This window comes from Sphingomonas trueperi (assembly GCF_011927635.1).
Lineage (GTDB): Bacteria > Pseudomonadota > Alphaproteobacteria > Sphingomonadales > Sphingomonadaceae > Sphingomonas > Sphingomonas trueperi.
In genome coordinates this window covers 76332-99522 of record NZ_JAATJB010000009.1, presented here as the reverse complement: position 1 = coordinate 99522, position 23191 = coordinate 76332, and the positions used below count along the sequence as shown (strand labels likewise).

Below are 23191 nucleotides of genomic sequence, written 5' to 3'. Positions count from 1 at the left end.
GCGCTTACCAGTCGCGCACCAGCGCGGCGAGCGCCGGCACGTCGATCGGCGGCGAGCAGAGGAAGCCCTGGAAATACTGACAGCCTTCCTTGGCGAGCAAATCCAGCGCCGCCTCCGTCTCGACCCCCTCGGCCACCACCGCCAGCCCCAGCGACCGCGCCATGTCGATCACCCCGCGTACCACGATCCGGTCGCGCGGCGATCCGGTGATCTCGTTGGACAGCTTCTTGTCAATCTTGAGATAATCGAGCGGCAGCGCCTTGAGATAGGCGAGACTCGAATAACCCGTGCCGAAATCGTCGATCGCCACGCGGCATCCCGCCGTGCGCAGGCCCGAGAGCAGCGCCGCCGCCTCGCTCAGGTCGGCCATGATGCCGCTCTCGGTGATCTCCAGCGTCAGCCGGTGGCGGGGAAAGCCGGTGGCATCCACCCAGCGGAGCAAGCTCTCGCCAAAGCCGGGCCGGCCGACATCGCCCGCCGTCACGTTGATCGACAGCCTCAGGCTGCCGAGGGAGCGCGGCCAGTGCGCGGCGATGGTGAGGGCGCGGCGCTGGACATGCTCGCTGAGCACGCCGCACAGCCCGGCGCGTTCGGCGGCGGCGAACAGCGGCTCGGCACCGATCTCGCCATGCTGCGGATGCTGCCAGCGCGCGAGCGCCTCCACCCCGGTGATCTGCCCGGTGGCGACCGCGACCTGGGGCTGGAACAGCACGCCGATCTCGCCGCGCTCGATCCCGCGCCGCAGATCGCCGATCAGCGATTCGATCGAAGGGCCGCTGCCCGGGCGCGCGGTGCCTTCGCCGAGCAACGTCTCGCTCGCCCGCCGCAACAGGCTGGCGGCGCCGTCGCCCGCGACGCTTTCGGTCAGCACCACCTTGGCGCCGAGATGGACCAGTTCGCCCGCCGCGACGAAGGGCCGTGCCAGCGCCTCCTCGATCTTTCTTGCCGAAGTGCGCAGCGCAGCGGTGCCCGGGTCCACCGCCGCCGCGAGGAAATCCGATCCACCGATCCGCGCAACGACCACATCGGCCCCCAGCGTCTCACGCGCCGCCTCCGCGACGCGCCGCGAGACGCTGCGCAGCAGCTCGTCCCCGGCGGGGCGGCCATAGGCGGTGTTGATAGTGTCGAAGCGGGTGAGGCCCACCAGCACCAGCCCGATCCTCTGGCCCTTCTCCATCGCGCGATCGATCCAACGTCGCGCGCTGGGAGCATCGCGGGCGCCGGTCAGCACGTCGCGCACCACCGCGCCGGCATCGGGGGTCATCCCCAGCGGCTCGACCAGCGCATCGATCTGGCCCGTCTCGGCATCGTACTGGAGGTGCTGCACCACCCGGCCCTTGCCGGGCAGGTCGTGCGCGAAAGCCGTCGATCCCGCCTCGCGCAGGCGCCGGAGCGCAGCCCAGGCGAGCCGCCGGTCGGACAGCGCCAGCCGCCCGAACAGCGCGCGCGGGCCCGGCGCCTCGGGCAGGTCGAGCAACTGCGCGAGTGCCGGGGTCAGTTCGATCGAGCCCGCAGCAGGGTCGAATCGCCAGCCCAGCGGATTGGAATTGCTCGTCCCCTGCCCCGCCCAGCCCGACAGCCGCTCGACATAGCGTTCGGCGAATCGGATGGCGTGCGCGATCGCGGCGGAAGACATCGGGCTGCCGAGAAAATGCGTTGCTCCCGCATCGTAGAAGCGGCCCATGTGCACGGTATCGCTCTGCGACACGAGGATCAGCAATGCCGCGCCATAGGCCTTGATCGTCGGCCCGAGCAGCCGCGCGGCATCGAGCCCCTCGGTCATCGCCCCGCGCGCATCGATCACCGCCACCGAGGCACCGCTCGCCAGGAAGCGGGTCTCCAGCCCCTCGCTGCGCCGCGCCGCCACCACCCGCCAGCCACCGCCCGCGGCGGCGGCGGCGACTTCGTCGCGCTGGCGGAACGAGAGTACGAATACCGGCACCTCGGGGGCAGGCGCGGTGCCCTGGACGATCGTGAACCCTTCTTCCATGGAACTTCGATAGCGGCTCGCCGGGCACTGCGCCATCCAAGCCTTGTGCAGCGCCGTTCAACGCCTTACCTCGAAGGCTATGGCCAGCGCCCCCGCCCTTGCGACGCCGTCCACGCTGGTCGATCGCCATCATCGCGCGATCCGCTATCTGCGTATCTCCGTCACCGATCGCTGCGATCTGCGCTGCCGCTATTGCATGGCGGAGCACATGACCTTCCTGCCGCGCGAGGCGGTGCTCAGCCTCGAGGAGCTGGCGGCGATCGCCGGCCGCTTCGTCGATCGCGGCGTCACCAAGATCCGGCTGACCGGTGGCGAACCGCTCGTCCGCCGCAACATGATGACGCTGGTCGAGCAGCTCGGCGCGCGGATCGGCGACGGGCTCAAGGAACTCACCCTCACCACCAACGCGACGCGGCTGGCGCACTATGCCGCCCCGCTCGCCGCCGCGGGCGTCCGCCGCATCAATGTGAGCATGGACAGCCGCGATCCCGAGACCTTCCGCTACATCACTCGCCACGGCGACGTTGCGCAGGTGCTGGACGGCATCGCCGCCGCGCAGGCCGCGGGGCTGCGGGTGAAGATCAACATGGTCGCGCTGCGCGGGCTCAACGAGGACGAGATCGCGCCGATGCTCGCCTGGGTCGCGGCGCACGGCATGGACCTGTCGCTGATCGAGACGATGCCGATGGGCGTGATCGACGAGGACCGCGCCGATCGCTTCCTGCCGCTGCCCGAGGTGCTGGCGCGGCTGAAGGGGCAGTTCGACCTCGTCGCCGATTCGTACGACAGCGGCGGCCCGGCGCGGTATTGGCGCGTGGGGGGTACGGACAGCCGGCTGGGGCTGATCTCGCCGCTCACCAACAATTTCTGCGCAAGCTGCAACCGCGTTCGGCTCTCGACCGACGGACGGTTGCACATGTGCCTGGGGCATGAGGATTCGGTGGACCTGAAGGCAGCGATTCGCGACGGCGGGCTGGAAGCGGTGGACGCGGCGATCGATCGCGCGCTCGCCGCCAAGCCCGAACGGCATGATTTCCGCATCGAGGCGGGCGCCGCGCCCGCGGTCTCGCGCCACATGAGCGTCACCGGCGGATGAGCGTGGGGAAGCCGCGCGCATTGCTCGCCTCGCCCACCGCCCCGGCCCAGACCGCGGCGGAGGAGCTCCGCCAGGCCTATGACTGGGTGCCAATCGAGCAGGCCGAGGAAGTCGTAGCCCTGGGCGGCGACGGCTTCATGCTGCAGACGCTCCACGCCATGCTGGAGCGCCGGCGGCTGCTGCCGGTGTTCGGGATGAACCTGGGCACGGTGGGCTTCCTGATGAACGACTGGGGGCTCGACGGGCTCGTCCAGCGGCTCGAGCGCGCCCGTCCGTTCCGCGTCGCTCCGCTGGCGATGACCGCGACGACGGTGGAGGGGGAGACCTGCGTGCTCCCCGCGATCAACGAGGCCTCGCTGCTCCGCGAGACGCGCCAGACCGCCAAGCTCGAAGTCACCATCAACGGCCGAGTCGTGATTCCCGAACTGGTGTGCGACGGCATCCTCGTCGCCACGCCGGCGGGATCGACGGCGTATAATTTCTCGGCCCAGGGCCCGATTCTCCCGCTCGGCTCGGCGCTGCTCGCGCTCACCCCGATCAGCCCCTTCCGCCCCCGCCGCTGGCGCGGCGCGATCCTGCCCGAGAAGACCCGCATCGATATCCGCGTGCTGGAGGCCGACAAGCGCCCGGTGAGCGCGGTGGCCGATCAGCGCGAGGTTCGAGAAGTTTGCAGCGTCCATGTCGAGATCGACCGCATGCGCGACCTCACGCTGCTCTTCGATCCGGAGCACGCGTTGGACGACCGGATAACGATGGAACAATTTATTGCATAAAACCCCTTGCGCGTTCCGAAAACCCGGTGCTAAAGGCGCGCCTCCCGACGCGGTGACCCACCGCAGAGGGGTTGACCAGAGTGGTCCCCGATAGCTCAGCGGTAGAGCATTCGACTGTTAATCGAATGGTCGTAGGTTCGAATCCTACTCGGGGAGCCATCTGCTGTTGTCGGGACCGGTTACGACCGGTCCCCACACCTTGAAATCCCGACATTCGCGAAAATCTGCGCCGACCCTGGCTCAGCACACCGTTGCCGCCCGGGATCTGCAGCACCGAAGCGCGCCAGCGTGTGATGCTCGCGACCCGCCGATCAGCGCCGCCTGCCCTATCATCCGGCACGTGGGTGGGCCCACCAACGCGATGGCGCCAGCAGCGACTTGGGGCTGGCCACGGCGACCGCCGGTCAGGGTCGAGATCACGTCGTCGTTGCCACGCCGGGAAGCACGACGTGCGCAAGCAGGCATATCGATCGGATCCCTGTAGACTAGCTTCGATGCAAGCACGCCCGGAAGTGGTCGACGATCATCTCCGAGACGACTGATACCGCGTGCAAAGGCTCATTCAACATCACCAGAGTGGCGAAGATCCATCAAATCTGTGGAGTCTGCCCTGAGACAATGCTCCTTTCGGATGCCCCCATCGGCCAGAACAAAACATCCATCGGGGGCAAGCCATATCTGCGTCGCGCGACAATTGTCTCGCATCCATCCGCACCGACATCCTCGCGATATAAGCCGCGCTTGTCGAAAATTGCAGAATCCGACCAATGTTGAGTCGACGAAAATTTCAGAAAAGCTACACGGTTAACCATCTCTGTGAGGAAACAATACCAAAGCACAGATATTTTGGTGCATAGTAGACGGAATTCGGGGCGACAGGCTGGTGCAATGTCTGCACGGTCCTCGAGAGGGGCATCGACAATGTTCTCCAATGGCAATGCTACGGGTAACTTGTTCTGTCGATTTCGATGGGCGGCAGTATCTCTCGACGCGCGGGGGCGGCGCCTCCCGCAAAAGGTGCAAGTCAATCGCACCCTGCCGCGCGCGCCTCCCCGCCGACCAAGCTTGCGCTTCAGCCCGGAGCGAGAACCCGAGCCAACCCTGAAGGCGTGCAGGGCCGGCACCTTCACCGTTCGCAATGATGGCATCGTCTGTCGTCAAGCGTCGCTACGATGTTGTACCGCCGACATTGGTCGCCGCGGCGCATAGACTACCCGGGCGGTGGCAATTGGTGGCCACAGCGGCGTAACAGCGCTTTGCACACGCCGCCCGGTGCAGCATTGCCGCAGCCTGCGCGAGGGTGTCGCGGTGCGCGCCAGCCTGCCGGCCCGATCCTCCGATGCCTGAGCGCGCCCACCCGGCAGCATTGATTGAGGCATTTGACGACGTATCGACCAGGCAGGCACTAAGCGATGCACTCGGCGGTTTCTGTGCCTGGTCGGGCCTGCCGTGGTACGCGCTGGGTCCATTACGGCCCGCCTGGCGCTTCGGCCCCGAGTCGCTGACCAACTTCCCCGCCGAGTGGCGACGACGCTACGACCGTGCCGCGCTCGGCCGGCAAGATCCGGTTATCGCTGCGGTCACGCGGCGGGTGGGCCCGGTCGACTGGCGCGAGATCGCCGAATCCGCAGCGCTGACCTCAGCCGAGGCGGACACACTCGCGTTGGCGGCAGCCCACGGACTGCGCGGGGGCGTGAGCATGGCAGTGCACCTGCCGGGGAAGCGCGAGTTGCTGGTAAGCTTCGCGGGCAGTCAGCAGCGTCGCACGGAACCGTCCGTTACCGCTGCTGCCTGGATGGTGGCCGCACAGGCCTGCAATTGCTGGCGCCGCCTGGAACCCGCGCCGCCGCCGATTGCCACACGCCCGCTCACGCGGCGGCAACGGGAGTGCCTGGTGCTGGTCGCGCAGGGGAAGAGCGACTGGGACATCGGCCAGATATTGGGCCTGAGCGACCAGACCGTGCATGCCTATATCGGCGCCATTCGATCGCGCTACGGCTCCGCAAAACGGGTCCAGCTGGTGGTTCGCGCGCTGTTCGAGGGACAATTGTCGTTCGACGACGTTCTCTCCTGATGCGTCGCTCCTGCGCCACCCGGCGCGCACCCGAGTCGGACACACGGCGCGTTTTCGAACGCACGTAAACACCCCCAATCAGGTGCGTTCCCTCCGTACCCGCCAGCAGACACAATGGCCGCGGAAACAGGACTGCCCATCCGTACCAAGCATTGGCCGGAGGCAGTCGCAGCAGCCGGGATCGTTCGCGCCCCCGGGCGTGAGTGCCTCCGGCCTCAGCAAAGGCGGTTTCATGCTAGACCTGTCAGCCCTTGTTTCGGCGATCCTCGTCGGCACCTCGCAGGCGGAAGAAGCGCTGCAAGAAGCGAATTACCGGATGTTTTCCGAGTATTTCGTCATGCCGGCGTCGACGGAGGATGCCAAGCGCCTGCTCCGCGAAGCCGCCGAGCGCGCCGCGAACCTGCCCGAGGATGCGGACGCCGAGGACGTGCGGGCCACGGCGAGTGCACTGGCGGCCGCCTCTGCCGCGTTGGAGGGTAACACTGGAGCGCTCCAACCCAGGACGGTCGCGATCGATTATCCCGCGGTCACGAAGGACGGGACGGCCGTGCATACCGTCCATGTGCCGCTGATCGCACTGGTTCCCTTTTCCGGCGTGCAGCTCTCTCGAATGGTGTTTCGAGCGGATCTCGACGTCCAGGACAAAGGCGATGCGCTCAAGGTGGGCTTCGTGCACGCCGGCTCCGAGAGCGCGAAAGAGGCGGGTGGCGCGACAACGTCCAATGCGTCGCTCGAAATAGTCGTCGAGGGCAACCAGGCCCCCGACGGCTTGAGGAAGGTCATCGAGGGGTACGAGCGCGCCCTGCGTGCGCAGATCCCGGGATGACCCGATGTGTGTCCACCATCTAACAGGAGGAGACTATCATGCCCGACGTAAACACACCGCTCGTGTCCATGGCGCAGCAATTCACCGGGCTGCCCATGAAGGACCTGATCGGCGCGCCGTTGATGGCGGCAGCCGAGGCCAACAACATGATGTCCGTGAGCCAGACCCGGTTCCTGCTCGATACGGCGTTTGCGGTGAATGATGCCGGCAAGGAGACCGAAAGCTACGCGCCCATCATGATCTGCATGACCCTGACTCGTGGCGTACTGATCCCCGCAGACACTTCGACCACACCTCCGACCGAGGCAAAGATCGAACAGGTCGAAACGAAGTTCGATCTTCCGTTGCTCACCATCCTTCCGCTCAACTCGCTCGCGGTGGACGACGTGACCATCAAGTTCGACATGGAAGTGAAGTCCAGCTTCGGCGAAACGACCAGCGAAAAGACCGAAGAAAAAATGGCCGGGGCGACGAGCTTCACCGCCAAGATCGGCTATGGCTTCTTCTCCGCCGAGGTCACCGGCAGCGCAAGCTATGACAAGAGTTCCTCGAGCGGGCGCGATGCGCATTACGAAAAGAGCAACTCGGCACAATATTCGGTGAGCGTCCATGCCGGCCAGCTTCCGCTGCCGGATGGTGTGAAGACGATCATTACCGCCTTCACCAACGCGATCACGCCGATCACGATGCCGACGGCGGCCGCTGCCTGATGCAGGGCGGGCCTCCGCAGATACCCTGCCCGGCCTGCCAGGCGCCGCTCGTGCTGGATGTCGACCTCCTCACGAGCGGCGCCAGCCTCGCCTGCACCAACATCCACTGCGACGCCCGCATCGGCATCGCGCAGGAAAGTGCGGCGATGCTCGCCAGGGCGTTGCAGGGCCACCGCAACCTCAAGGGAGTGACCCACTAGCCGGTCCGCTGTTGCCTAGGACCGTCGGCGGCCGGCCATCGATCGCCGGCTTGGGCGGCCGCCAGATCGGCACCGCGTCCTCCCCAGAACCACCGGAGTTTGCCATGACTGCCATGTTCGACCTCATGGTTCGCTTCGTCGCGCCACCGCCCGGCGGCGGCGAAGGGCTGCCCGGCCCGCTTCGCCAAGCGATGGAGTCCTTTTTCGACACCGATTTCGGCGAGGTCCGCCTCTATTCGAGCGACTTGGCCACCAGGATGGGAGCGCTGGCGTTCGCCAGCGGGAACGACATCGTCTTCGCACCGGGATGCTACCGGCCGGACACGGTCGAAGGCCTGTATCTGCTCGGCCATGAGCTCGCGCACGTGGTGCAGCAGCGCCGCTGCCTTGCCCGCGCAGGCGAGCCTCTGGCGCTCGTGGCGGACGCGTCTCTCGAGTGCGAAGCGGACTTGCTGGGTATCGGCGCCGCAGCCTATGTGCTCGGCCGCGAGGATTACCTGGCCGGTCGAACGGCGCCCCGGCGACCGGCTGCCCCACCCTTTGTCGCCGGCATCCCTTCGTCGCGCGCCCGGGCGGACCGCGAGGCCGGACGGGTCATTCAATGCCAAACCCAGCTCGATTACGCGACCAAGGTGAAGATCGCGCCGACGGACAGGATCGTCGGCGGCTGGCACAGCCGCGAGATCCACAACGACACCCAGAAGAAACTCGTCGCCTATCTATGCGGATACAACTCGCCAAGCGCCGCGATCAACGACGGATGCGAGAATGTGTGCAACCATTATGTTCCGTATCAACACGTCCGCGATGCGGTACTGAGCGCGCTGAAGAAGTCGAAAAATGTCGCCGCGGCAGCGAAGTGGCTCAACGGGATCCATATTCCGGGCCAGATCTATTACGGCACGCTCTGGGGCCAGCCGAAAAACGCCTGGAACTTCATGGTCGGCGAGCTGCCGCGAGTCGTTCTGTACATGGCGAGCGGCTGCTACGATCAGAACGACATCAACCGCGAAGTGGACGACCTGATCTACAATCTCGCCAACGATCCCCGAAACATGTTCTACGCAGCAACATCGACGGGAGATTTCAAAGGCACGGCGATCGACAGGCCGCTCACGCTGGGTCCAAACGCGCAGGTCACCGTCGTCAATCTCGTCCAGCGCCTCGAGGCCTATCGCGCGCTGATGAACGGGCAAGGCGTGAAGGTCTGAGGGCCTGCCAGCCGCCGGAGCCAAGGACGCCGCCGAAGCGCGCCTGATGCTTATGAAAAGCTGGGCACGTCAGGGCAAACTCTGCACCGGCTTCGACGTCGAGGCCAGCGGCATGCCGCGTGACGTCGCGGCGCGGATACCCCTGGAGCCGGAGGAGCAGAACAAGGGCGCGGGCAGGTACCGCCGCACTGCAATGTTCCGCAAGCTCCGCAAGGGGCGCAACCTGCGTGCTGGCGCCACCGATCGTGAGGCGTGGATCGACTTCGCTGGACGGGCCTCGGAGATCGCCAGCGTGTCGCAAGAGGGGTTGATGGATCGGCCATCTGCCACGGCGAAGCCGGTGCGCTACGCTCGGCGTCACTAATGCCGAAACGGGTACAATGCTCGACCTGCTGCTGCTGCATTTGACGAAACGGGTCTGACCTTTAACCCCTTAGTCTCTGCAGCGTCCGGACATTTCAAATTACAGACGCTATCTTTCCGCGTGCCACCAGCGAACAACACCCCATCCGAAATCTGCATAAAAATCCCGATTCGAGACTCTGTAATTTTAGTACAATCACAAGCTATTGTATGGGTGCGGACTTCGTTAGATACATCGCGCAACGGAAACATCATCCGTTTTGGAGGGGGAAATACGCATGATGAAGATCAAGATGCTTGCATTTGCGGCAGCGACGGCGATGGCTACGCCTGCTTCTGCGGCCACCTACATCGTAAACGTGTCGGGCAACGGCGTCAGCGCAACAGGTTCGATCGAGACCGACGGGACGTTGGGTCTTCTCGCCCGTGCCAATGTCCTCGACTGGCAGTTCAACCTCACCGATGTCGGCGGATCGTTCCTGATCAACGGCCCCTCCAATTCACAACTTCTGTTTTTCAACGCCCCCGCGCTGACAGCAACGGCAACGGGCCTGTTCTTCGACTTCTCCGGCTCCGGAGCCGTTCTGTTCCAGAACCCGCAGGTTGGCTCGACCATCAACTTTCTCTGCTATACCGGTAGCGCTCTCTGCGGCGGCAGCTACAACCGCATCAGCATCACGGTTCAGAACTTCGGGGGTGGCATCTCCCAGGCTGGCGTACAGCAGATTGCCACCGCAGCCGCGGTCCCGGAACCCACTGCTTGGGCGATGATGATTGCCGCCGTCGGCATGGCAGGGGGCGCGCTCCGCCGCCGTCGGGCGGTGAAGACGACCGTCCGCTTCGCCTGACCTCCCGACCACAACAAGCGAGGAAGCCGCTGGCCCAAAGGCTGGCGGCTTTCAGCTGGGGCCTTGCAGCAACCCAGTCGCTGCACCACGCAACCCTGCATCCTATCGCATCCCGACCTCCCGCTTCCGCACCGCAAGCCCAGCATAGCGCCGCATCGGCCCCAAAAGCCCGTAGGAAGCGCATCGGCGAGGCTGGAAACAAGCGCGCAGCCTAAGACTGCAAGCGCCGACCACTCCCGTGCCCCATACCGCTGCCGGCAATATCGGCGTCAGCCTGTGCCGTCGGCGATGGAGTAAAGCGTTTCGGGCTCTTCGGCGCACGAAAGCCTTCTGGGAAACGGGTTCGTGCTTTGGGCACGCTGCCGACTGACCGCTCGCTTGTGAGCGAACGGCACCCGCGCCCAGGCGGCGCGGCGCTGATCGGCGAGCAAGCAAGGAAAGCGCATGGCTGCTCGCCCCACCTTCCGCCAAGCCGATCTGGTCCGCGCGATTCGAGCTTCCCGTAAGGGTGGGCTGGAGATCGCGCGCACCGAGATCGACCCCGACGGCCGCATTATTCTGTTCCACGCCGCTGCGGCGGCCGATGCACCGCACGCCAGCCCCTTTGATGCGTGGAAGGCCAGCCGCAATGCGGGTTAAGCTGAAGGGGCTGAACCGCACGCGCGTTCGCGCCGCGAACGGCGAGATCGTGGAGTGCTTCTATGCCTGGAAGGGCGGTCCCCGCCTTGAGGGCAAGCCGGGCACGCCTGAGTTTCTGGCCAGCTACGAACGGGCTCATTCCGAAGATCGCAAGCGTGCAACCGACACCCTGCGCACTCTACTCGATGCGTTTCAGGACTCGAGCGCCTTCGCCGATCTCGCGGACCGAACACGGGTCGATTACAACAAGCAGCTGCGCATCATCGATGGCGAATACGGCGACTTCCCCATCGCCGCGCACGCCGATCGGCGCACTCGGGGCGAATTCATGGCGTGGCGGGATCGCCTCGCCGTTCGATCGCGCAGGCAGGCCCATTATGCCTATTCGGTGCTGGCGCGGGTGCTGTCCTGGTCGGTGGATCGCGGCTTGGCGCCGGTCAATCCATGCCGGGCGGGCGGCCGCGTGTATCGCGCGGCACGATCGGAGCGAGTGTGGTCGCCCGAGAACGAAGCAGCCTTTTACGCACGCGCGCCGGAGCATCTGCACCTGGCGCTGATGCTGGCACTCTGGACGGGGCAGCGACAGGGCGACCTGCTGGCACTGACCTGAGGCGCCTATGGCGGCGCCAATCTGCGCTTGGTTCAGCACAAGACGATCCGGAAGAAGCAAGGCCAGGCGGGCAAGCGAATCGTGATCCCGGTTGGGAAGCCGCTAAAGGCGCGCCTGGACGCGCTTGCGGAGAGCCGCCCTTCCGCGCGCGAGACGATCCTGCTGACCGAGCGCGGGACGCCGTGGAAAGAAGGCGGCTTCCGCGCATCGTGGCGCAAAGCATGTATCGCTGCGGGGGTGGAGGGTGTGACCTTCCATGATCTGCGCGGCACGGCTGTCACGCGCCTCCCCCTTGCCGGCGCAACGCCTCCGGAGATCGCGACGATCACAGGCCACTCGCTGCGCGACGTCAACGACATCCTCGATGCGCACTATCTGAACCGCGATCAGCGCCTTGCAGAGTCCGCGATCCGGAAGCTGGATTCCGGCTGATTTGCCAAAAATCTTCCCAAAAACGCTCTGAGCGTCCGCCCGATCCAAACAACCTACTGCGCAGATTATTCGGTATATCAGACACTTGGGGATGGTAGCGGAGGAGGGACTTGAACCCCCGACACGCGGATTATGATTCCGCTGCTCTAACCAACTGAGCTACTCCGCCCCGAAGCGAGAGCGGCCATCTATGTCGGTGGACGCGATCCGTCAAGCGAACATGTGACGAGAATGCAATTCCCAAGGGCCGCCGCGGTACCACCAGCTCGCAAGCCCTGATATTTCCACGACTTTCGGCGCGAAATCCGCCGCCAGCGCACGCAGCAGCGCCTTGGCCAGCACCGGGCGGACCTTGTTCTGCACCGTTACGTGCGGCCGCCAGCGGCCCGCATCCTGCGGGGTGAGCAGCCCTGCAAAGGCTTCCAGCAACCCGGCCCGAATCGCCTCGAGTTCGGGCGCCTCGATTCGATAGGCAACCCCCTGCCCCAGCGACATCAGCCCGCTCACCCGCGCGCGCGGGGCCCGCACCCCGCGGGTCTCCCGGGCGAGGCGATGCTTGAGCTCCTCGGCCACCGAGGGCGGCAGATGGTGGAACAGCGTAAGGTGCGCGTCGAGCTGGTTCCGCTCGGGCGGGAAGTGCGCGCGGCGGAGCGAATCGAACCAGGCCTGGTCCTGCCTGCCGAACAGCGCCGTGACGATCAGCGGGGCGGGCGCCCCGCTCAAATCTCCACCTGGCTGCCCAACTCGACGACGCGGTTGGTGGGCAGACGGAAGAACTCCATCGCGCTTTCGGCGTTGCGCAGCATCCAGGCGAACAGCTTCTCCCGCCAGATCATCATGCCCGGCCGCGACGAGGGCAGCAGGGTCTGGCGGGCCAGGAAGAAGCTGGTCTCCATCATCTTGAACTCGGCCCCGCAGGCGTCGACCGACTTGAGCGCCGCTGGCACGTCGGCCTCCTGCATGAAGCCATAGTACAGGATCATGCGGTGGAAGCCCTTGCCCAGATCCTCCACCACCAAGCGCTTGTCCTCCGCCACATAGGGCACGTCGCTGATCTTGACGGTCAGCAGGATTACCCGGTCGTGCAGCACCTTGTTGTGCTTGAGGTTATGGAGAAGCGCGTGGGGCACGCCGTCCGGGGTCGAGGTCATGAACACCGCGGTACCGCGCACGCGCGTCGCGGCATTGGCGGCCGATTCGATGAAGATCTGGATCGGCATCGCGCTCTCGCGCAGCCGGGCGATCATCAGCTTGCGGCCCTTGGCCCAGGTGGTGAGCAGCGTGAAGATGATGAAGCCCACCATCAGCGGGAACCAGCCGCCATCGGGCACCTTGGTGAGGTTGGCCGCGAAATAGGCGAGGTCGACGGTGAAGAAGACCGCCAGCAGCGGGATCGCGTAGCGCTTCTTCCAATGCCACAGGTTGAACAGCACCACCGCGAGCAGGCAGTTATCGATCAGCATGGCGCCGGTGACGGCGATGCCATAGGCGGCGGTCAGGTTCGACGAGGTCTGGAAGCTCAGCACCAGCAGGATCACCATGACCATCAGCGCCCAGTTGATCACCGGGATGTAGATCTGCCCGGCCGTCGCGGCGCTGGTATGGTCGATACGCAGTCGCGGTACGAAGCCGAGTTGAATCGCCTGCTGGGTCACCGAGAAGGCGCCCGAGATCACCGCCTGCGAGGCGATGATCGCGGCGGCGGTGGCGACGAACACCAGGGGCAGCCGCAGCGCCTCCGGTGCGAGCAGGTAGAAGGGGCTGCGCAGCGCCTCCGCATCGCGGATCAGCAGCGCGCCCTGCCCCATGTAATTCATCATCAACGCCGGCAGCACGAACCACAGCCAGGAGATGCGGATCGGGTTGCGGCCGAAATGACCCATATCGGCATAGAGCGCCTCGGCGCCGGTCACCGCCAGCACGACTGAGCCGAGCGCCAGGAAGGCACGTAGCGGGTCGAGCATGAAGAAATGCACCGCGTGATGCGGCGACAGCGCCTGCAGCACATGCGGGGTCTGGACCGTGCTGACCACGCCCAGCGTCGCGATGACGAGGAAGTAGAAGATCATCACCGGCCCGAAGAACGCGCCGACGCGCGCGGTGCCGGTCCGCTGGATCGAGAACAGCATGACGAGGATGACAACCGCGATCGGCACCACCAGTCGGTGGAAGCCCGGCGCGGCGACGGCAAGGCCCTCCACCGCCGACAGCACGGAGACTGCCGGGGTGATCATCGAATCGCCGTAGAACAGCGCGGTGGCGAACACGCCGAGCAGCACGATGCCCTGGGTCCAGCGGCGCTGGCCGCCGCGGCCCGAGATCAGCGCGAGCAGCGCCAGGCTGCCGCCCTCGCCCTTGTTGTCCGCCCGCATGATGATCGTGACGTATTTCAGCGTCACCACCACCATCATCGACCAGAACATCAGGCTGATCGCACCCAGCACATGCGGGGTGTCGAGCGGCAGCTCGTGATGCTCGTTCGCGAAGGTCTCGCGAAACGCGTAGAGCGGGCTGGTACCGATGTCGCCGAACACGATGCCGATGGCACCGAGCGCGAGTTTCCATGTCCGGTCCTGGCCGTGGTGACCATGCCCGCCATGCGGTTCCGAATCGGGGAGGAGCGCGGCAGCGTCTCCGGTCGCTTCGGTATTCACCGGTGCGACAGACGCTGAGAGTAGCGAACCGACCTGGCCATAGAGACCTGTGTTCTCATCATCATCAGGATGCGGGCAGTTAGCATGTGCAACATGCCCTATCAACAAGCGTGTCCAGGGCGGCTAGACGCATCAGCGCCCTGCCCGTTCCAAGACGCCCCAAGATAGTCAACGCGCCGCGCCGAACAAGGCGTCGCCCTCGCCGCGAGTCGGCACGTCGCGCAGCACGAAGCTGCTGTTGATCGTCACCACCCCCGGCAATCGGCCGAGATGCTCGCGGTGCAGCCGCTCGTAATCGTCGAGGTCGCGGCACAGGATCTTGAGACGATAGTCCTGGTTGCCGGAGACCAGCGCGCATTCCACCACGCCGTCGATCCGCCCCACCGCCAGCTCGAACTGGGCAAGGTCTTCCTTGACCTGCGTGCCGAGGGTGATGTCGACCAGCGCAGTCACGCGAAAGCCGAGCCGGCGGTGGCCGAGCCGGGCACCGTAGCCGCGAATCAGGCCGTCCGCCTCCAGCCCCTGGATGCGCCGCGTGCAGGCGGATTGCGACAGCCCCACCGCCGCCGCGACCTGGCTGACGGGCGCGCGTGCATCTGCGGCCAGCAGCTTGAGGATTGCCGTATCGATTCGATCCATTGCGCATGGATTACGCGAAAAAATCGAAAATACGCAACTTTCATGCGCAATCAGGGGATTTGGCAGACGCGTTTTGCAGGGACTTGCGGTCGGGCGTCGCGATATAAAGCGCCACCTGAACTTAGGAGAGTTTCCATGCGCATCGGCGTTCCCAAGGAAATCAAGAATCACGAATATCGCGTCGGCCTGACCCCCGCCTCGGTGGCAGAGCTGGTCCATGCCGGCCACAGCGTGCTGGTCGAGACCAAGGCCGGCATGGGCATCGATTTCGACGATGCCGCCTACACTTCGGTCGGCGCCCAGATCGCGCCCGACGCGAAGACCGTGTTCGCCCAGTCGGACATGATCGTGAAGGTGAAGGAGCCGCAACCGCAGGAAATCGCGCTGCTCGAGCCGCGCCACCTGCTGTTCACCTATCTCCACCTCGCCGCCGACAAGCCGCAGGCCGAAGGCCTGATGGCGTCGGGTGCCACCTGCATCGCCTATGAGACGGTGACCTCGAACTCGGGGGCCCTCCCCCTGCTCAAGCCGATGAGCGAAGTCGCAGGCCGCATGTCGGTCCAGGTCGCCTCGCACTATCTCGAGAAGGAACAGGGCGGCCGCGGCGAGCTGCTCGGCGGCGTGCCTGGCGTGGCACCGTGCAAGGTCGCAATCCTCGGCGGCGGCGTCTCCGGCATCAACGCCGCGCAGATGGCGACCGGCCAGCGCGCCGACGTGACGATCTACGACATCAACAACGAGCGCCTCGCCGAGCTCGACATGCACTTCGGCAGCCAGATCAAGACCGCCTATGCCAGCAAGGCCGCGATCGCCGAGGCAGTCCGCACCTCGCAAGTGGTGATCGGCGCGGTGCTGGTGCCGGGTGCGGCAGCGCCGAAGCTCGTCACCCGCGATATGCTCAAGACGATGATGCGCGGCTCGGTGCTGGTCGACATCGCTATCGACCAGGGCGGCTGCTTCGAGACCAGCCGAGCGACCACGCACGACGATCCCGTGTTCGAGATCGACGGCGTGATCCATTATTGCGTGGCGAACATGCCGGGCGCGGTAGCCCGCACCTCGGCCTTCGCGCTCAACAACGCGACTTTGCCCTTCGTGCTGAAGCTGGCCAACCAGGGTGCCGAAGCCGCCATGAAGGCCGACCGCCACCTTGCCAACGGCCTCAACGTCTCGGGCGGCAAGATCCGCCACCAGGCGGTGGCCGACGCGCTCGACCTGCCGTTCGAGGCCTGGGCGGGCTGATCGATGAGATCCCCGCTCGGACCTGCGTTCGAGCGGGGACCGGCCTTCAGGCGGCGACGGCGCTGTTCTCGGGCAGGAACTCGAGCAGATTGCCCCGCTGCACGCGCGGCGAGCGCAGGCGCGGATCGGCCATGGCCGCGAGGAAGGCCTGGTGCTGCGGATGGTCCGGCAGGAACACGGCCTTGGCCGCGTATTCCGCCGGCGAGAAGGTGCCCCAATTGGCCACCTTGCCGAAATAGATGCTGGTCGCGTTCAGCGACCCCTCACCCATCTCGTGGAAATTCTCGGCCTGGACGGTGAAGCTCAGCGACAGCCGCTCGATCAGGCCCTGCTCGAGCAGGCCCGCCGCGAAGCGGAGATTCTGCTGCATCACCTCCCAGCGCGCGCCGCGGCGAAGCAGCTCGTGCGCGGCGGCGGAGGCGCCGTCGATGCTGATCTGCAGCGAGAACACGCGCTTGTGGAGCGCCGGGCACGCCATCTTGTTGCAGTGCCGACAGCTGCCGTCGCGTATGCTGGCGCAGCACTGGTGCGTGGAGCGTCCCAGCACATGCAGCTCAAGGAACGACTTGGCGCAGAAACGCCCTTCCAGCTTGTACCTGGGATTCTCCGGGTCGGCCATGCCGTGGACGAGGAACAGCGCGCCCTGCGCGAGGATCGAATTGTTCTGCAGCGTCGCGATGCGCGTCAGGCGGGAGATCGCGAGTTTCAATTGGCCTTCATGCGCTTCGCGCATCGCCAGCGGCACTTCCAAGGCAATCGCCACGCGCATGTCGAGCTGCACGCCGCCGCCGGCCGCCTTGGCATGGCTGTTGCGGACCACGCGCGAGAACATCGGCAGGGCTGACAGAAACTGCGGAAAGGCAGCTCAGGTTTCCGGGCGGTCGTCCGGCTTGAGGAGGTCCTCCAGCATGACCCACAGCATGTCTTCGGCCTGTACGTATGCGGCATGATCCGCTTCGTTTAGGCCGTCTTGCATGAAGTCGGCGGGCTTGCCGCGCTGGAGGTGCATTAGTCAGGCCCCTGTATCCGCTGGAACTCGAAGCACCGCCGACGAGCGATGCCAGTTCCAATAGAGAGAGGTAACGACTGGCTAGCGGGCGGGCGGCGGATTTGCCGGCAGCGCAGATCGCGCTGCCGCCGCAAGACCGGGGTCAAGCTTCAGCATCACTCCGACCATATCGTCGCGATAGCTTGCGGTTGGCGGGAGGAGGCGAAGCGCCTTGCCCCAGGCCTGGCGGGCGGCTTCCAGATCCCCGGCACGCGCGAGCGCGACGCCGCGATAGAAGGGCGGACCAGGATGGTTCGGCGCAAGCGTCTCGGCCTTGTCGAAAGCGTAGCGCGCCGCCGGGGAGAGCTGGTCGCCATCATGCTCGGAAAGGGCCAGGCCGAGCCCGGCCCATAGCCCGAGGTCGTTGGGCGCCTTGCGCACCGCCCCGAGCATCACCGTCGCGGCGAGCTGCGGCGCGCCGGCACGCGTCATCGCATCGGCGGCCATGAAATAGCTGTAATCGAAGTTGAACCGGCCGAAGAGCCCCTCGCGCGCCGCAATCAGGTCGGGGTCGAGCGGGCGCACGCTGGCGACGCCCTCCACCGGATGATCGGGCAGGCTCGGCTGCCCCTGCCAGGCATAGCCGGCGCCCGCCAGCATCACCGCCATCGCGGGCACCGTCCAGAAGCGCTTCGGAAAGCGAATGAGTAGCAATAGCGCGATTGCAAGCAGCGCGAAGCCGCCGAAGACCAGCCAGCCGATCATGCCGCCTTCCCCTTGAACAGCCGGCGTGCGATCAGCAGCCCGAGGGCGAGCAACGCCAGCGGGGCGATCCACAGCGGCGCGGTGATCCAGCTGAGCGGCGGGTCGTAGGTGACATAGTCGCCATAGCGTTCCATCAGCCATGTGCGGACCTGCGCCGGCCGCTCGCCCGCCGCGATCCGCTGGCGGACCAGCGCGCGCATCTCGCCCGCCATATCGGCGTCGCTATCGGCGATGCTCTGCCCTTGGCAGACGAGGCAGCGCAGCGTTTCCATCAGCGCCTTGGCCTGGGCTTCCTGGTCGGGATCGGGCAGCTGCGTATAGGCGAGCGGCGAGACGGGCAGCGTCGAGTCCGCCTGCGCCGCGCCGGCGAGCAACAGCGCGACGGGCAGCAGCCACCGCTTCACTTGGCCTTCTCCAGTGCGGCGAGCAGCTTGGGCACGTCTTCCGCCCGGACGTCCCCGATATGCTGGTCGACGATCACGCCGCGCGAGTCGATCACGAAGGTCTCCGGCACGCCCGAGGAGCCGAGCGACAATTGCGCGCGCATCGCGGCATCGTCCCCGATCCGCGCATAGGGGTCACCATTGCGTGCGAGGAAGGCCTGCACCTCGGCGGGGCTGTCGCGCACCGCGATCGCATCGATCTGTACGCCCGCCTGCTTGAGCTTGAGCAGTTGCGGCGCCTCGGCAACACATGGAATGCACCAGCTGGCGAAGACGTTGAGCAGCCGCGGCGTGCCCTTGGGCCAGGCGGCGGTGTCGATGCCGGGCTTGCCCTGCACGATCGCGGGTAGCTGGAGCGTCGGCAACGGCTTTCCGACCATCGCGGAGCGGACGATGCGGTCGCTCGGCTCGATCAGCCCGTTCACCACCAGCGCGAAGACCAAAGCGAACAAGGCGAGCGGCAGCCAGATCAGCAGTTTCTTCATGCCCATTCCTCCCGCTCGCGTGCTTCTCGCCGGGCGCGGAGCACCCGGCCGAGCAGCGACAGGATGCCGCCCAGTGCGATCAGCCCCCCGCCTGCCCAGATCAGCGTGACGAAGGGCTTCCACCAGAGGCGGAGCTGCCACCGCCCCGCCCCGTCGGCCGCGCCGAGCACGGTGTAGACCTGCCCGTCCCACAGCGTGGCGATCGCGGCTTCGCTGGTGTTGGTCGGCGGATTGGGAAAGAAGCGCTGCTGGGGCACGAGCTCGAACGGCTCGGCGGCGCCCCGCTGCACCTGCAGCCGCGCCTCCAGCGCCGACCAGTTGGGGCCGACGGTGGGCCGTACCTCCGTCAGGGTCACCTTGAACGGGCCGACGGTGAGGTTATCGCCGACCGCCACGGCGGCCAGCCGCTCCTGCTTGAAGAGGGTATCCGCCGCCATGCCGGCCAGGCTCACCGCGATGCCGAGATGCGCGACGACCATGCCGTAGATCGGCAGCGGCGTGCGGCGCAGGTTGCGCTTCCACAGCGGCGCGATACTCGCGGCGGCCAGCCCGAAGGCGAGCGCCAGCACCAGCACCGCGATCGGCGAGGCGAAGCCCGTCATCGCGAAGAACAGCGCAAAGGCAACGCCGGTGATCGCCAGCGGAATGGTGACGCGGGAGAGTAGTGCCTGCGCCGAGTCCTTCCGCCAGCGCAGCAACGGCCCCGCCGCCGTGCCCGCGACCAGGAACAGCGCGATCGGCACCGCGGTCTTCTCGAAAAAGGGCGCACCGATCGACAGCTGGACGCCCATCGCCTGCGCGACCAGCGGGTAGAGCGTGCCGATCAGCACCACGCCTAGGATCACGCTGAGCAGAAGATTGTTCAGCACCAGCGCCGCCTCGCGGCTGACCAGCTGGAAGGTCGCGCCCTGCGTAACGGTGCCCACCCGCGCACCGAACAGCGCCAGCGCGCCGCCGATATACAGGCCGAGCAGGGCGAGCAGGAAAGTGCCCCGCGTCGGATCGACGGCAAAGGAATGGACGCTCACCAGGATGCCCGAGCGGACCAGGAAGGTCCCGACCATCGACATCGAGAAAGCGACGACGGCGAGCATCAGCGTCCAGGCGCGCAGGCCATCGCGAGTCGCCAGCACGTTGACCGAGTGGAGCAGCGCCGTCGCCGCTAGCCACGGCATCAGCGAGGCATTCTCCACCGGATCCCAGAACCACCAGCCGCCCCAGCCGAGTTCATAATAGGCCCAGTAGCTGCCCGCGGTGATGCCAATCGTCAGGAAGATCCACGCGGCGAGCACCCAGGGCCGCATCGCCTTGGCAAAGGCCGGGCCGACATCGCGCATCAGCAGCGCGGCGACCGCGAAGCTGAACGCGACCGAGAGCCCGACATAGCCGAGATAGAGCGTCGGCGGGTGGAAAGCGAGACCGGGGTCCTGCAGCAGCGGGTTGAGCCCCTGCCCGTCCGCCGGCGCGGGGTTCAACCGCGCAAAGGGGTTCGAGGCGAAGGCGAGGAAGGCGTAGAAGCCGATCGCGATCGCCGCCTGTGCGGCAAGCGTCGCGGAAAGGGTCTCGGCCACCAGCCGCCGCTCGAACAGCGCGACGCCCGCCCCGGCGACCGCGAGCACGGTCACCCAGAGCAGCATCGAGCCTTCATGGTTCCCCCAGGCACCGGCGATCTTGTACAGCATCGGCTTCAGCGAGTGGCTGTTCTCCGCCACCAGCAGCACCGACATGTCCGAGGTGACGAACAGCCAGATCAGGATCAGGAAGGCCAAGAGCGCGAACAGCGCCTGGACCAGCGCGATCTTGCGGACGCCCGGCAGCATTGCCGCCGGATCGGTCGCGCGCGCAGCGGCGGCGCCGAGCAGCAGCTGCGCAATGGCAAAGGCGGTGGCGAGCCACAGCGCCGCAAGTCCCGCTTCGGCGATCATGGCTCCAGCGACTCGCTCTTGTGCATCTTCCCCGCCATCTGCGGCGGCATGTAGCGCTCGTCATGCTTGGCGAGCAGATTGTCGGCCGTGAAGCTGCCGTCGGGCTGGAACCGGCCCTCGGCGACCACCCCCGATCCTTCGCGGAACAGGTCCGGGGTCACGCCGCGGAAGCGCACCGGCACCACATTCTTGCCGTCGGTGACCTTGAAGGCGATCGACACGCCGTCCTTCGCGCGAACCAGCGAGCCCTTCTCGACCATGCCGCCCAGCCGCACCGCCTTGCCAAGCGGCAGCGGCTTGTCCGCCACGTCGCCGGGGGCATAGAAGAACGCCGCCTGGTCCTTGAGCGCGGAGAGCGCCAGCAGCGCCGCGCCGATGATGGCGGCGACCGCCAGCAGTGCCAGCGTCAGTCGTTGATGCTTTGCCTTCACGCGCGTTTCCCGAGCGCGTCCGCGGTCGCTTCCGCACGCCGCATCGCCCACCAGCTCACGGCAGCGAGACCGCCGGTGCCGAGCGCCACCACCAGATAGGCGACGGTCACGAACCACCAATGGTTCATTGCGCCGCCCTCCGCCGCAGCCGGGCCTCGACCTTTTGCCGGGCGAGCAGCGCGCGCATCCGCATCAGCACGATGGCGCCGAACAACAGGCTGAAGCCGGACAGCGTGAACCACAGCGGCCAGAGCATCGACGCATCGATGCTGCTGCGGGTGAGCCCGATGCTCTCCCCCTGGTGCAGCGTGTTCCACCACACCACCGAATAGCGAATAATAGGCAATAGCACCGTCCCCGCGACGCCGAACAGCGCCGCAATGCGCCCGTCGCCGCTCCGCTCGGCATCGGCGCGGGCGAGCGCGATCCAGGCGATATAGACGAAGAAAAGCAAGAGCATGCTGGTCAGGCGGCCGTCCCATTCCCACCAGGTGCCCCAGGTCGGGCGTCCCCAGATCGAGCCGGTGATCAGGCAGAGCGCGGCGAACACCGCCCCGACCGGCGCGATCGCGCGCGCGGCGACGATCGCCAGCGGGTGCCGCCAGATCAGATAGCTCAGGCACGCCAGCGCCAGGCTGCTCCACCCGCCCATGCCGAGCCAGGCGGTCGGCACATGGATGTAGAGGATGCGGACGCTGTCCTTCTGCAGATAGTCGGCGGGCGTCTGGGTAAGGCCGGCCCAGGCGCCGAACAGCGTCAGCGCCAGCCCGACCCCGAACAGGGCGGGCGTGAGCGGGCGGGCGATCTTGAGGAAGCGCGCCGGGTTGGCGAGGGCGTGTAGCGTCGGCACGGCGCTGGAGTAGCCGGGTTTCTCCCCCGATTCCAAGCAGCGATTGCACGTCCCCGCCCCTCCTTGCGCATAGGGTTGCAACGCCGTGCAGGTTCCGCTACCCGAGCCGCGTCATCTGGGGAGTAGCCAGCCGGTGCCGCGCGCACCGGGCGCTTGCGTCAACATACTTGGTCGAGAGGCCATGGCGCAGGCGGAGCCGCAAGGCTCGGGCGAGACCAATGGCGTCGCATCTCCGCTCGTGCCGGGCGGGGAGATGCGATGTCGTTGGATTCGCATCCGCCCGGCCCCGGAGACTTTCTTGGAAGCCCTGCTCACCTCCACCGCGGTGGTCGCGCTCGCCGAAATCGGTGACAAGACCCAACTGCTGGCGATCCTGCTCGCGACCCGCTTCAAGAAGCCGGTGCCGATCATCTGCGGCATCTTCGGCGCGACCATCGCCAACCACTTTCTTGCCGCGCTGGTGGGTGCCGAGGTCGCAGGACTGCTGGACAGCATCTGGTTCCGCTATGCGATCGCCGCCTCGTTCGTCGCGATGGGCCTGTGGACGCTGATCCCGGACAAGCTCGACGAAGACGAGGCGCCCAAGCCCGCGCGGTTCGGCGCGTTCGTCACCACCGCGATCGCGTTCTTCCTGGTCGAAATGGGCGACAAGACCCAGGTCGCCACGGTGGCGCTCGGCGCGCGCTTCCATGCGGTGCTGCCGGTGACGGCGGGGACGACGCTGGGGATGATGCTCGCCAATGTGCCGGCAGTGTTCCTCGGCAAGGCAGTGATCGACCGCGTGCCGCTGACCACCGTGCATCGCATCGCCGCGCTGCTGTTCGTCGCGATCGGCCTGTGGCTCGCGGCGCAGACGGCGGGGTGGTTGTGAGAGCGTAATCCTCCTCTGCGCATGCAGGGGAGGGGGACCGCGCGGCGCAAGCCGCGTGGTGGAGGGGCCGCCGCGGCACGCGGCGGTTGCCCGGAACGCAAAAGACCGCGCCTCGCGGCGCGGCCC

Annotated in this window: 27 protein-coding genes, 2 tRNA genes and 1 riboswitch; of the genes, 15 read left to right on the top strand and 14 right to left on the bottom strand. The window is 66.6% G+C overall.

Annotated elements, in window-relative coordinates:
- Positions 1 to 4 precede the first annotated feature (4 nt).
- Positions 5 to 1990 (bottom strand): putative bifunctional diguanylate cyclase/phosphodiesterase, encoded by a 1986-nt coding sequence (locus tag GGR89_RS14480; RefSeq protein ID WP_125976696.1) that lies wholly within the window; start codon positions 1988 to 1990, stop codon positions 5 to 7.
- A 79-nt stretch (positions 1991 to 2069) separates the two neighbouring features.
- Here GGR89_RS14480 and moaA point away from each other — a divergent pair, with 79 nt between their 5' ends.
- The 13 genes from moaA (at position 2070) to GGR89_RS22350 (ending at position 11772) form a co-directional block, all read left to right on the top strand.
- The gene (gene moaA, locus GGR89_RS14475) at positions 2070 to 3086 is read left to right on the top strand and encodes a GTP 3',8-cyclase MoaA (RefSeq protein ID WP_125976695.1); all 1017 of its coding nucleotides are present in this window, start codon (positions 2070 to 2072) and stop codon (positions 3084 to 3086) included.
- On the top strand, positions 3083 to 3859 hold the full coding sequence (locus GGR89_RS14470; protein ID WP_125976694.1) for an NAD kinase: 777 nt from the start codon (positions 3083 to 3085) through the stop codon (positions 3857 to 3859). Before moaA ends, GGR89_RS14470 begins: the two co-directional genes overlap by 4 nt.
- Positions 3860 to 3943: 84 nt before the next feature.
- Positions 3944 to 4018, top strand: a tRNA-Asn gene (locus tag GGR89_RS14465).
- Between the two features lie 1180 nt (positions 4019 to 5198).
- Positions 5199 to 5933, top strand: a complete 735-nt coding sequence (locus GGR89_RS14460; RefSeq protein ID WP_125976693.1) for a helix-turn-helix transcriptional regulator — start codon at positions 5199 to 5201, stop codon at positions 5931 to 5933.
- A 232-nt stretch (positions 5934 to 6165) separates the two neighbouring features.
- Complete coding sequence (locus GGR89_RS14455) at positions 6166 to 6759, top strand: DUF2589 domain-containing protein (RefSeq protein ID WP_164521786.1); 594 nt, start codon at positions 6166 to 6168, stop codon at positions 6757 to 6759.
- A 38-nt stretch (positions 6760 to 6797) separates the two neighbouring features.
- Positions 6798 to 7469: a DUF2589 domain-containing protein gene (locus GGR89_RS14450; protein ID WP_125976691.1), complete on the top strand. Its 672-nt coding sequence runs from the start codon at positions 6798 to 6800 to the stop codon at positions 7467 to 7469.
- 50 nt (positions 7470 to 7519) lie between these two features.
- On the top strand, positions 7520 to 7669 hold the full coding sequence (locus GGR89_RS14445; RefSeq protein WP_164542674.1) for a hypothetical protein: 150 nt from the start codon (positions 7520 to 7522) through the stop codon (positions 7667 to 7669).
- Between the two features lie 50 nt (positions 7670 to 7719).
- Positions 7720 to 8880, top strand: a complete 1161-nt coding sequence (locus GGR89_RS14440; protein ID WP_206434310.1) for an eCIS core domain-containing protein — start codon at positions 7720 to 7722, stop codon at positions 8878 to 8880.
- A gap of 46 nt (positions 8881 to 8926) precedes the next feature.
- Positions 8927 to 9244 carry a phage virion morphogenesis family protein gene (locus GGR89_RS14435; RefSeq protein ID WP_125976690.1) on the top strand — a complete coding sequence of 106 codons (318 nt, stop codon included), beginning with the start codon at positions 8927 to 8929 and terminating at the stop codon, positions 9242 to 9244.
- 277 nt (positions 9245 to 9521) lie between these two features.
- Positions 9522 to 10091, top strand: coding sequence for a PEPxxWA-CTERM sorting domain-containing protein (locus GGR89_RS14430; protein WP_241217997.1), 570 nt, complete (start codon positions 9522 to 9524; stop codon positions 10089 to 10091).
- Positions 10092 to 10535: 444 nt separating this feature from the next.
- Positions 10536 to 10730, top strand: coding sequence for a hypothetical protein (locus GGR89_RS14425; RefSeq protein WP_125976689.1), 195 nt, complete (start codon positions 10536 to 10538; stop codon positions 10728 to 10730).
- Positions 10720 to 11340 (top strand): hypothetical protein, encoded by a 621-nt coding sequence (locus tag GGR89_RS22355; protein ID WP_241217996.1) that lies wholly within the window; start codon positions 10720 to 10722, stop codon positions 11338 to 11340. The genes GGR89_RS14425 and GGR89_RS22355 overlap by 11 nt, the downstream gene beginning before the upstream one ends.
- A gap of 27 nt (positions 11341 to 11367) precedes the next feature.
- Complete coding sequence (locus GGR89_RS22350; RefSeq protein WP_241213448.1) at positions 11368 to 11772, top strand: tyrosine-type recombinase/integrase; 405 nt, start codon at positions 11368 to 11370, stop codon at positions 11770 to 11772.
- 92 nt (positions 11773 to 11864) lie between these two features.
- Here GGR89_RS22350 and GGR89_RS14415 read toward each other — a convergent pair.
- The 4 genes from GGR89_RS14415 to GGR89_RS14400 form a co-directional block, all read right to left on the bottom strand.
- A tRNA-Met gene (locus GGR89_RS14415) sits at positions 11865 to 11941 on the bottom strand.
- A 41-nt stretch (positions 11942 to 11982) separates the two neighbouring features.
- Positions 11983 to 12495 (bottom strand): 2'-5' RNA ligase family protein, encoded by a 513-nt coding sequence (locus GGR89_RS14410; protein WP_125976688.1) that lies wholly within the window; start codon positions 12493 to 12495, stop codon positions 11983 to 11985.
- The gene (locus GGR89_RS14405; protein WP_125976687.1) at positions 12492 to 14426 is read right to left on the bottom strand and encodes a potassium transporter Kup; all 1935 of its coding nucleotides are present in this window, start codon (positions 14424 to 14426) and stop codon (positions 12492 to 12494) included. Before GGR89_RS14405 ends, GGR89_RS14410 begins: the two co-directional genes overlap by 4 nt.
- A 168-nt stretch (positions 14427 to 14594) precedes the next feature.
- Positions 14595 to 15065: an Lrp/AsnC family transcriptional regulator gene (locus tag GGR89_RS14400; RefSeq protein ID WP_125976686.1), complete on the bottom strand. Its 471-nt coding sequence runs from the start codon at positions 15063 to 15065 to the stop codon at positions 14595 to 14597.
- A gap of 135 nt (positions 15066 to 15200) precedes the next feature.
- Between GGR89_RS14400 and ald the strand changes: the two genes are divergently transcribed.
- Positions 15201 to 16307, top strand: a complete 1107-nt coding sequence (ald, locus tag GGR89_RS14395; RefSeq protein WP_125976685.1) for an alanine dehydrogenase — start codon at positions 15201 to 15203, stop codon at positions 16305 to 16307.
- A gap of 46 nt (positions 16308 to 16353) precedes the next feature.
- Here ald and GGR89_RS14390 read toward each other — a convergent pair whose 3' ends face one another.
- The 9 genes from GGR89_RS14390 to ccmC form a co-directional block, all read right to left on the bottom strand.
- Entirely contained in the window at positions 16354 to 17139 is a 786-nt protein-coding gene (locus GGR89_RS14390) for a hypothetical protein (protein ID WP_125976684.1), read from the bottom strand.
- 33 nt (positions 17140 to 17172) lie between these two features.
- On the bottom strand, positions 17173 to 17316 hold the full coding sequence (locus GGR89_RS14385; RefSeq protein WP_164521785.1) for a hypothetical protein: 144 nt from the start codon (positions 17314 to 17316) through the stop codon (positions 17173 to 17175).
- A gap of 81 nt (positions 17317 to 17397) precedes the next feature.
- Positions 17398 to 18060, bottom strand: a complete 663-nt coding sequence (locus GGR89_RS14380) for a tetratricopeptide repeat protein (protein ID WP_164521784.1) — start codon at positions 18058 to 18060, stop codon at positions 17398 to 17400.
- On the bottom strand, positions 18057 to 18464 hold the full coding sequence (locus GGR89_RS14375) for a cytochrome c-type biogenesis protein (protein WP_125976683.1): 408 nt from the start codon (positions 18462 to 18464) through the stop codon (positions 18057 to 18059). Before GGR89_RS14375 ends, GGR89_RS14380 begins: the two co-directional genes overlap by 4 nt.
- Entirely contained in the window at positions 18461 to 18988 is a 528-nt protein-coding gene (locus GGR89_RS14370; protein ID WP_125976682.1) for a redoxin family protein, read from the bottom strand. The genes GGR89_RS14375 and GGR89_RS14370 overlap by 4 nt, the downstream gene beginning before the upstream one ends.
- A complete protein-coding gene (locus GGR89_RS14365) occupies positions 18985 to 20913 on the bottom strand; it encodes a heme lyase CcmF/NrfE family subunit (protein ID WP_125976681.1) in 1929 nt (642 codons plus the stop codon). Before GGR89_RS14365 ends, GGR89_RS14370 begins: the two co-directional genes overlap by 4 nt.
- Positions 20910 to 21344: a cytochrome c maturation protein CcmE gene (ccmE, locus tag GGR89_RS14360; protein WP_125976680.1), complete on the bottom strand. Its 435-nt coding sequence runs from the start codon at positions 21342 to 21344 to the stop codon at positions 20910 to 20912. Before ccmE ends, GGR89_RS14365 begins: the two co-directional genes overlap by 4 nt.
- A complete protein-coding gene (locus GGR89_RS22700; protein ID WP_277600111.1) occupies positions 21341 to 21472 on the bottom strand; it encodes a hypothetical protein in 132 nt (43 codons plus the stop codon). Before GGR89_RS22700 ends, ccmE begins: the two co-directional genes overlap by 4 nt.
- Positions 21469 to 22194 (bottom strand): heme ABC transporter permease CcmC, encoded by a 726-nt coding sequence (gene ccmC / locus GGR89_RS14355; RefSeq protein ID WP_125976679.1) that lies wholly within the window; start codon positions 22192 to 22194, stop codon positions 21469 to 21471. The genes GGR89_RS22700 and ccmC overlap by 4 nt, the downstream gene beginning before the upstream one ends.
- Positions 22195 to 22298: 104 nt before the next feature.
- Positions 22299 to 22482, top strand: a riboswitch (yybP-ykoY riboswitch).
- 10 nt (positions 22483 to 22492) lie between these two features.
- On the opposite strand from ccmC, the gene GGR89_RS14350 reads away from it, so the two are divergent.
- Positions 22493 to 23065, top strand: coding sequence for a TMEM165/GDT1 family protein (locus GGR89_RS14350; RefSeq protein WP_125976678.1), 573 nt, complete (start codon positions 22493 to 22495; stop codon positions 23063 to 23065).
- Positions 23066 to 23191: the final 126 nt, after the last annotated feature.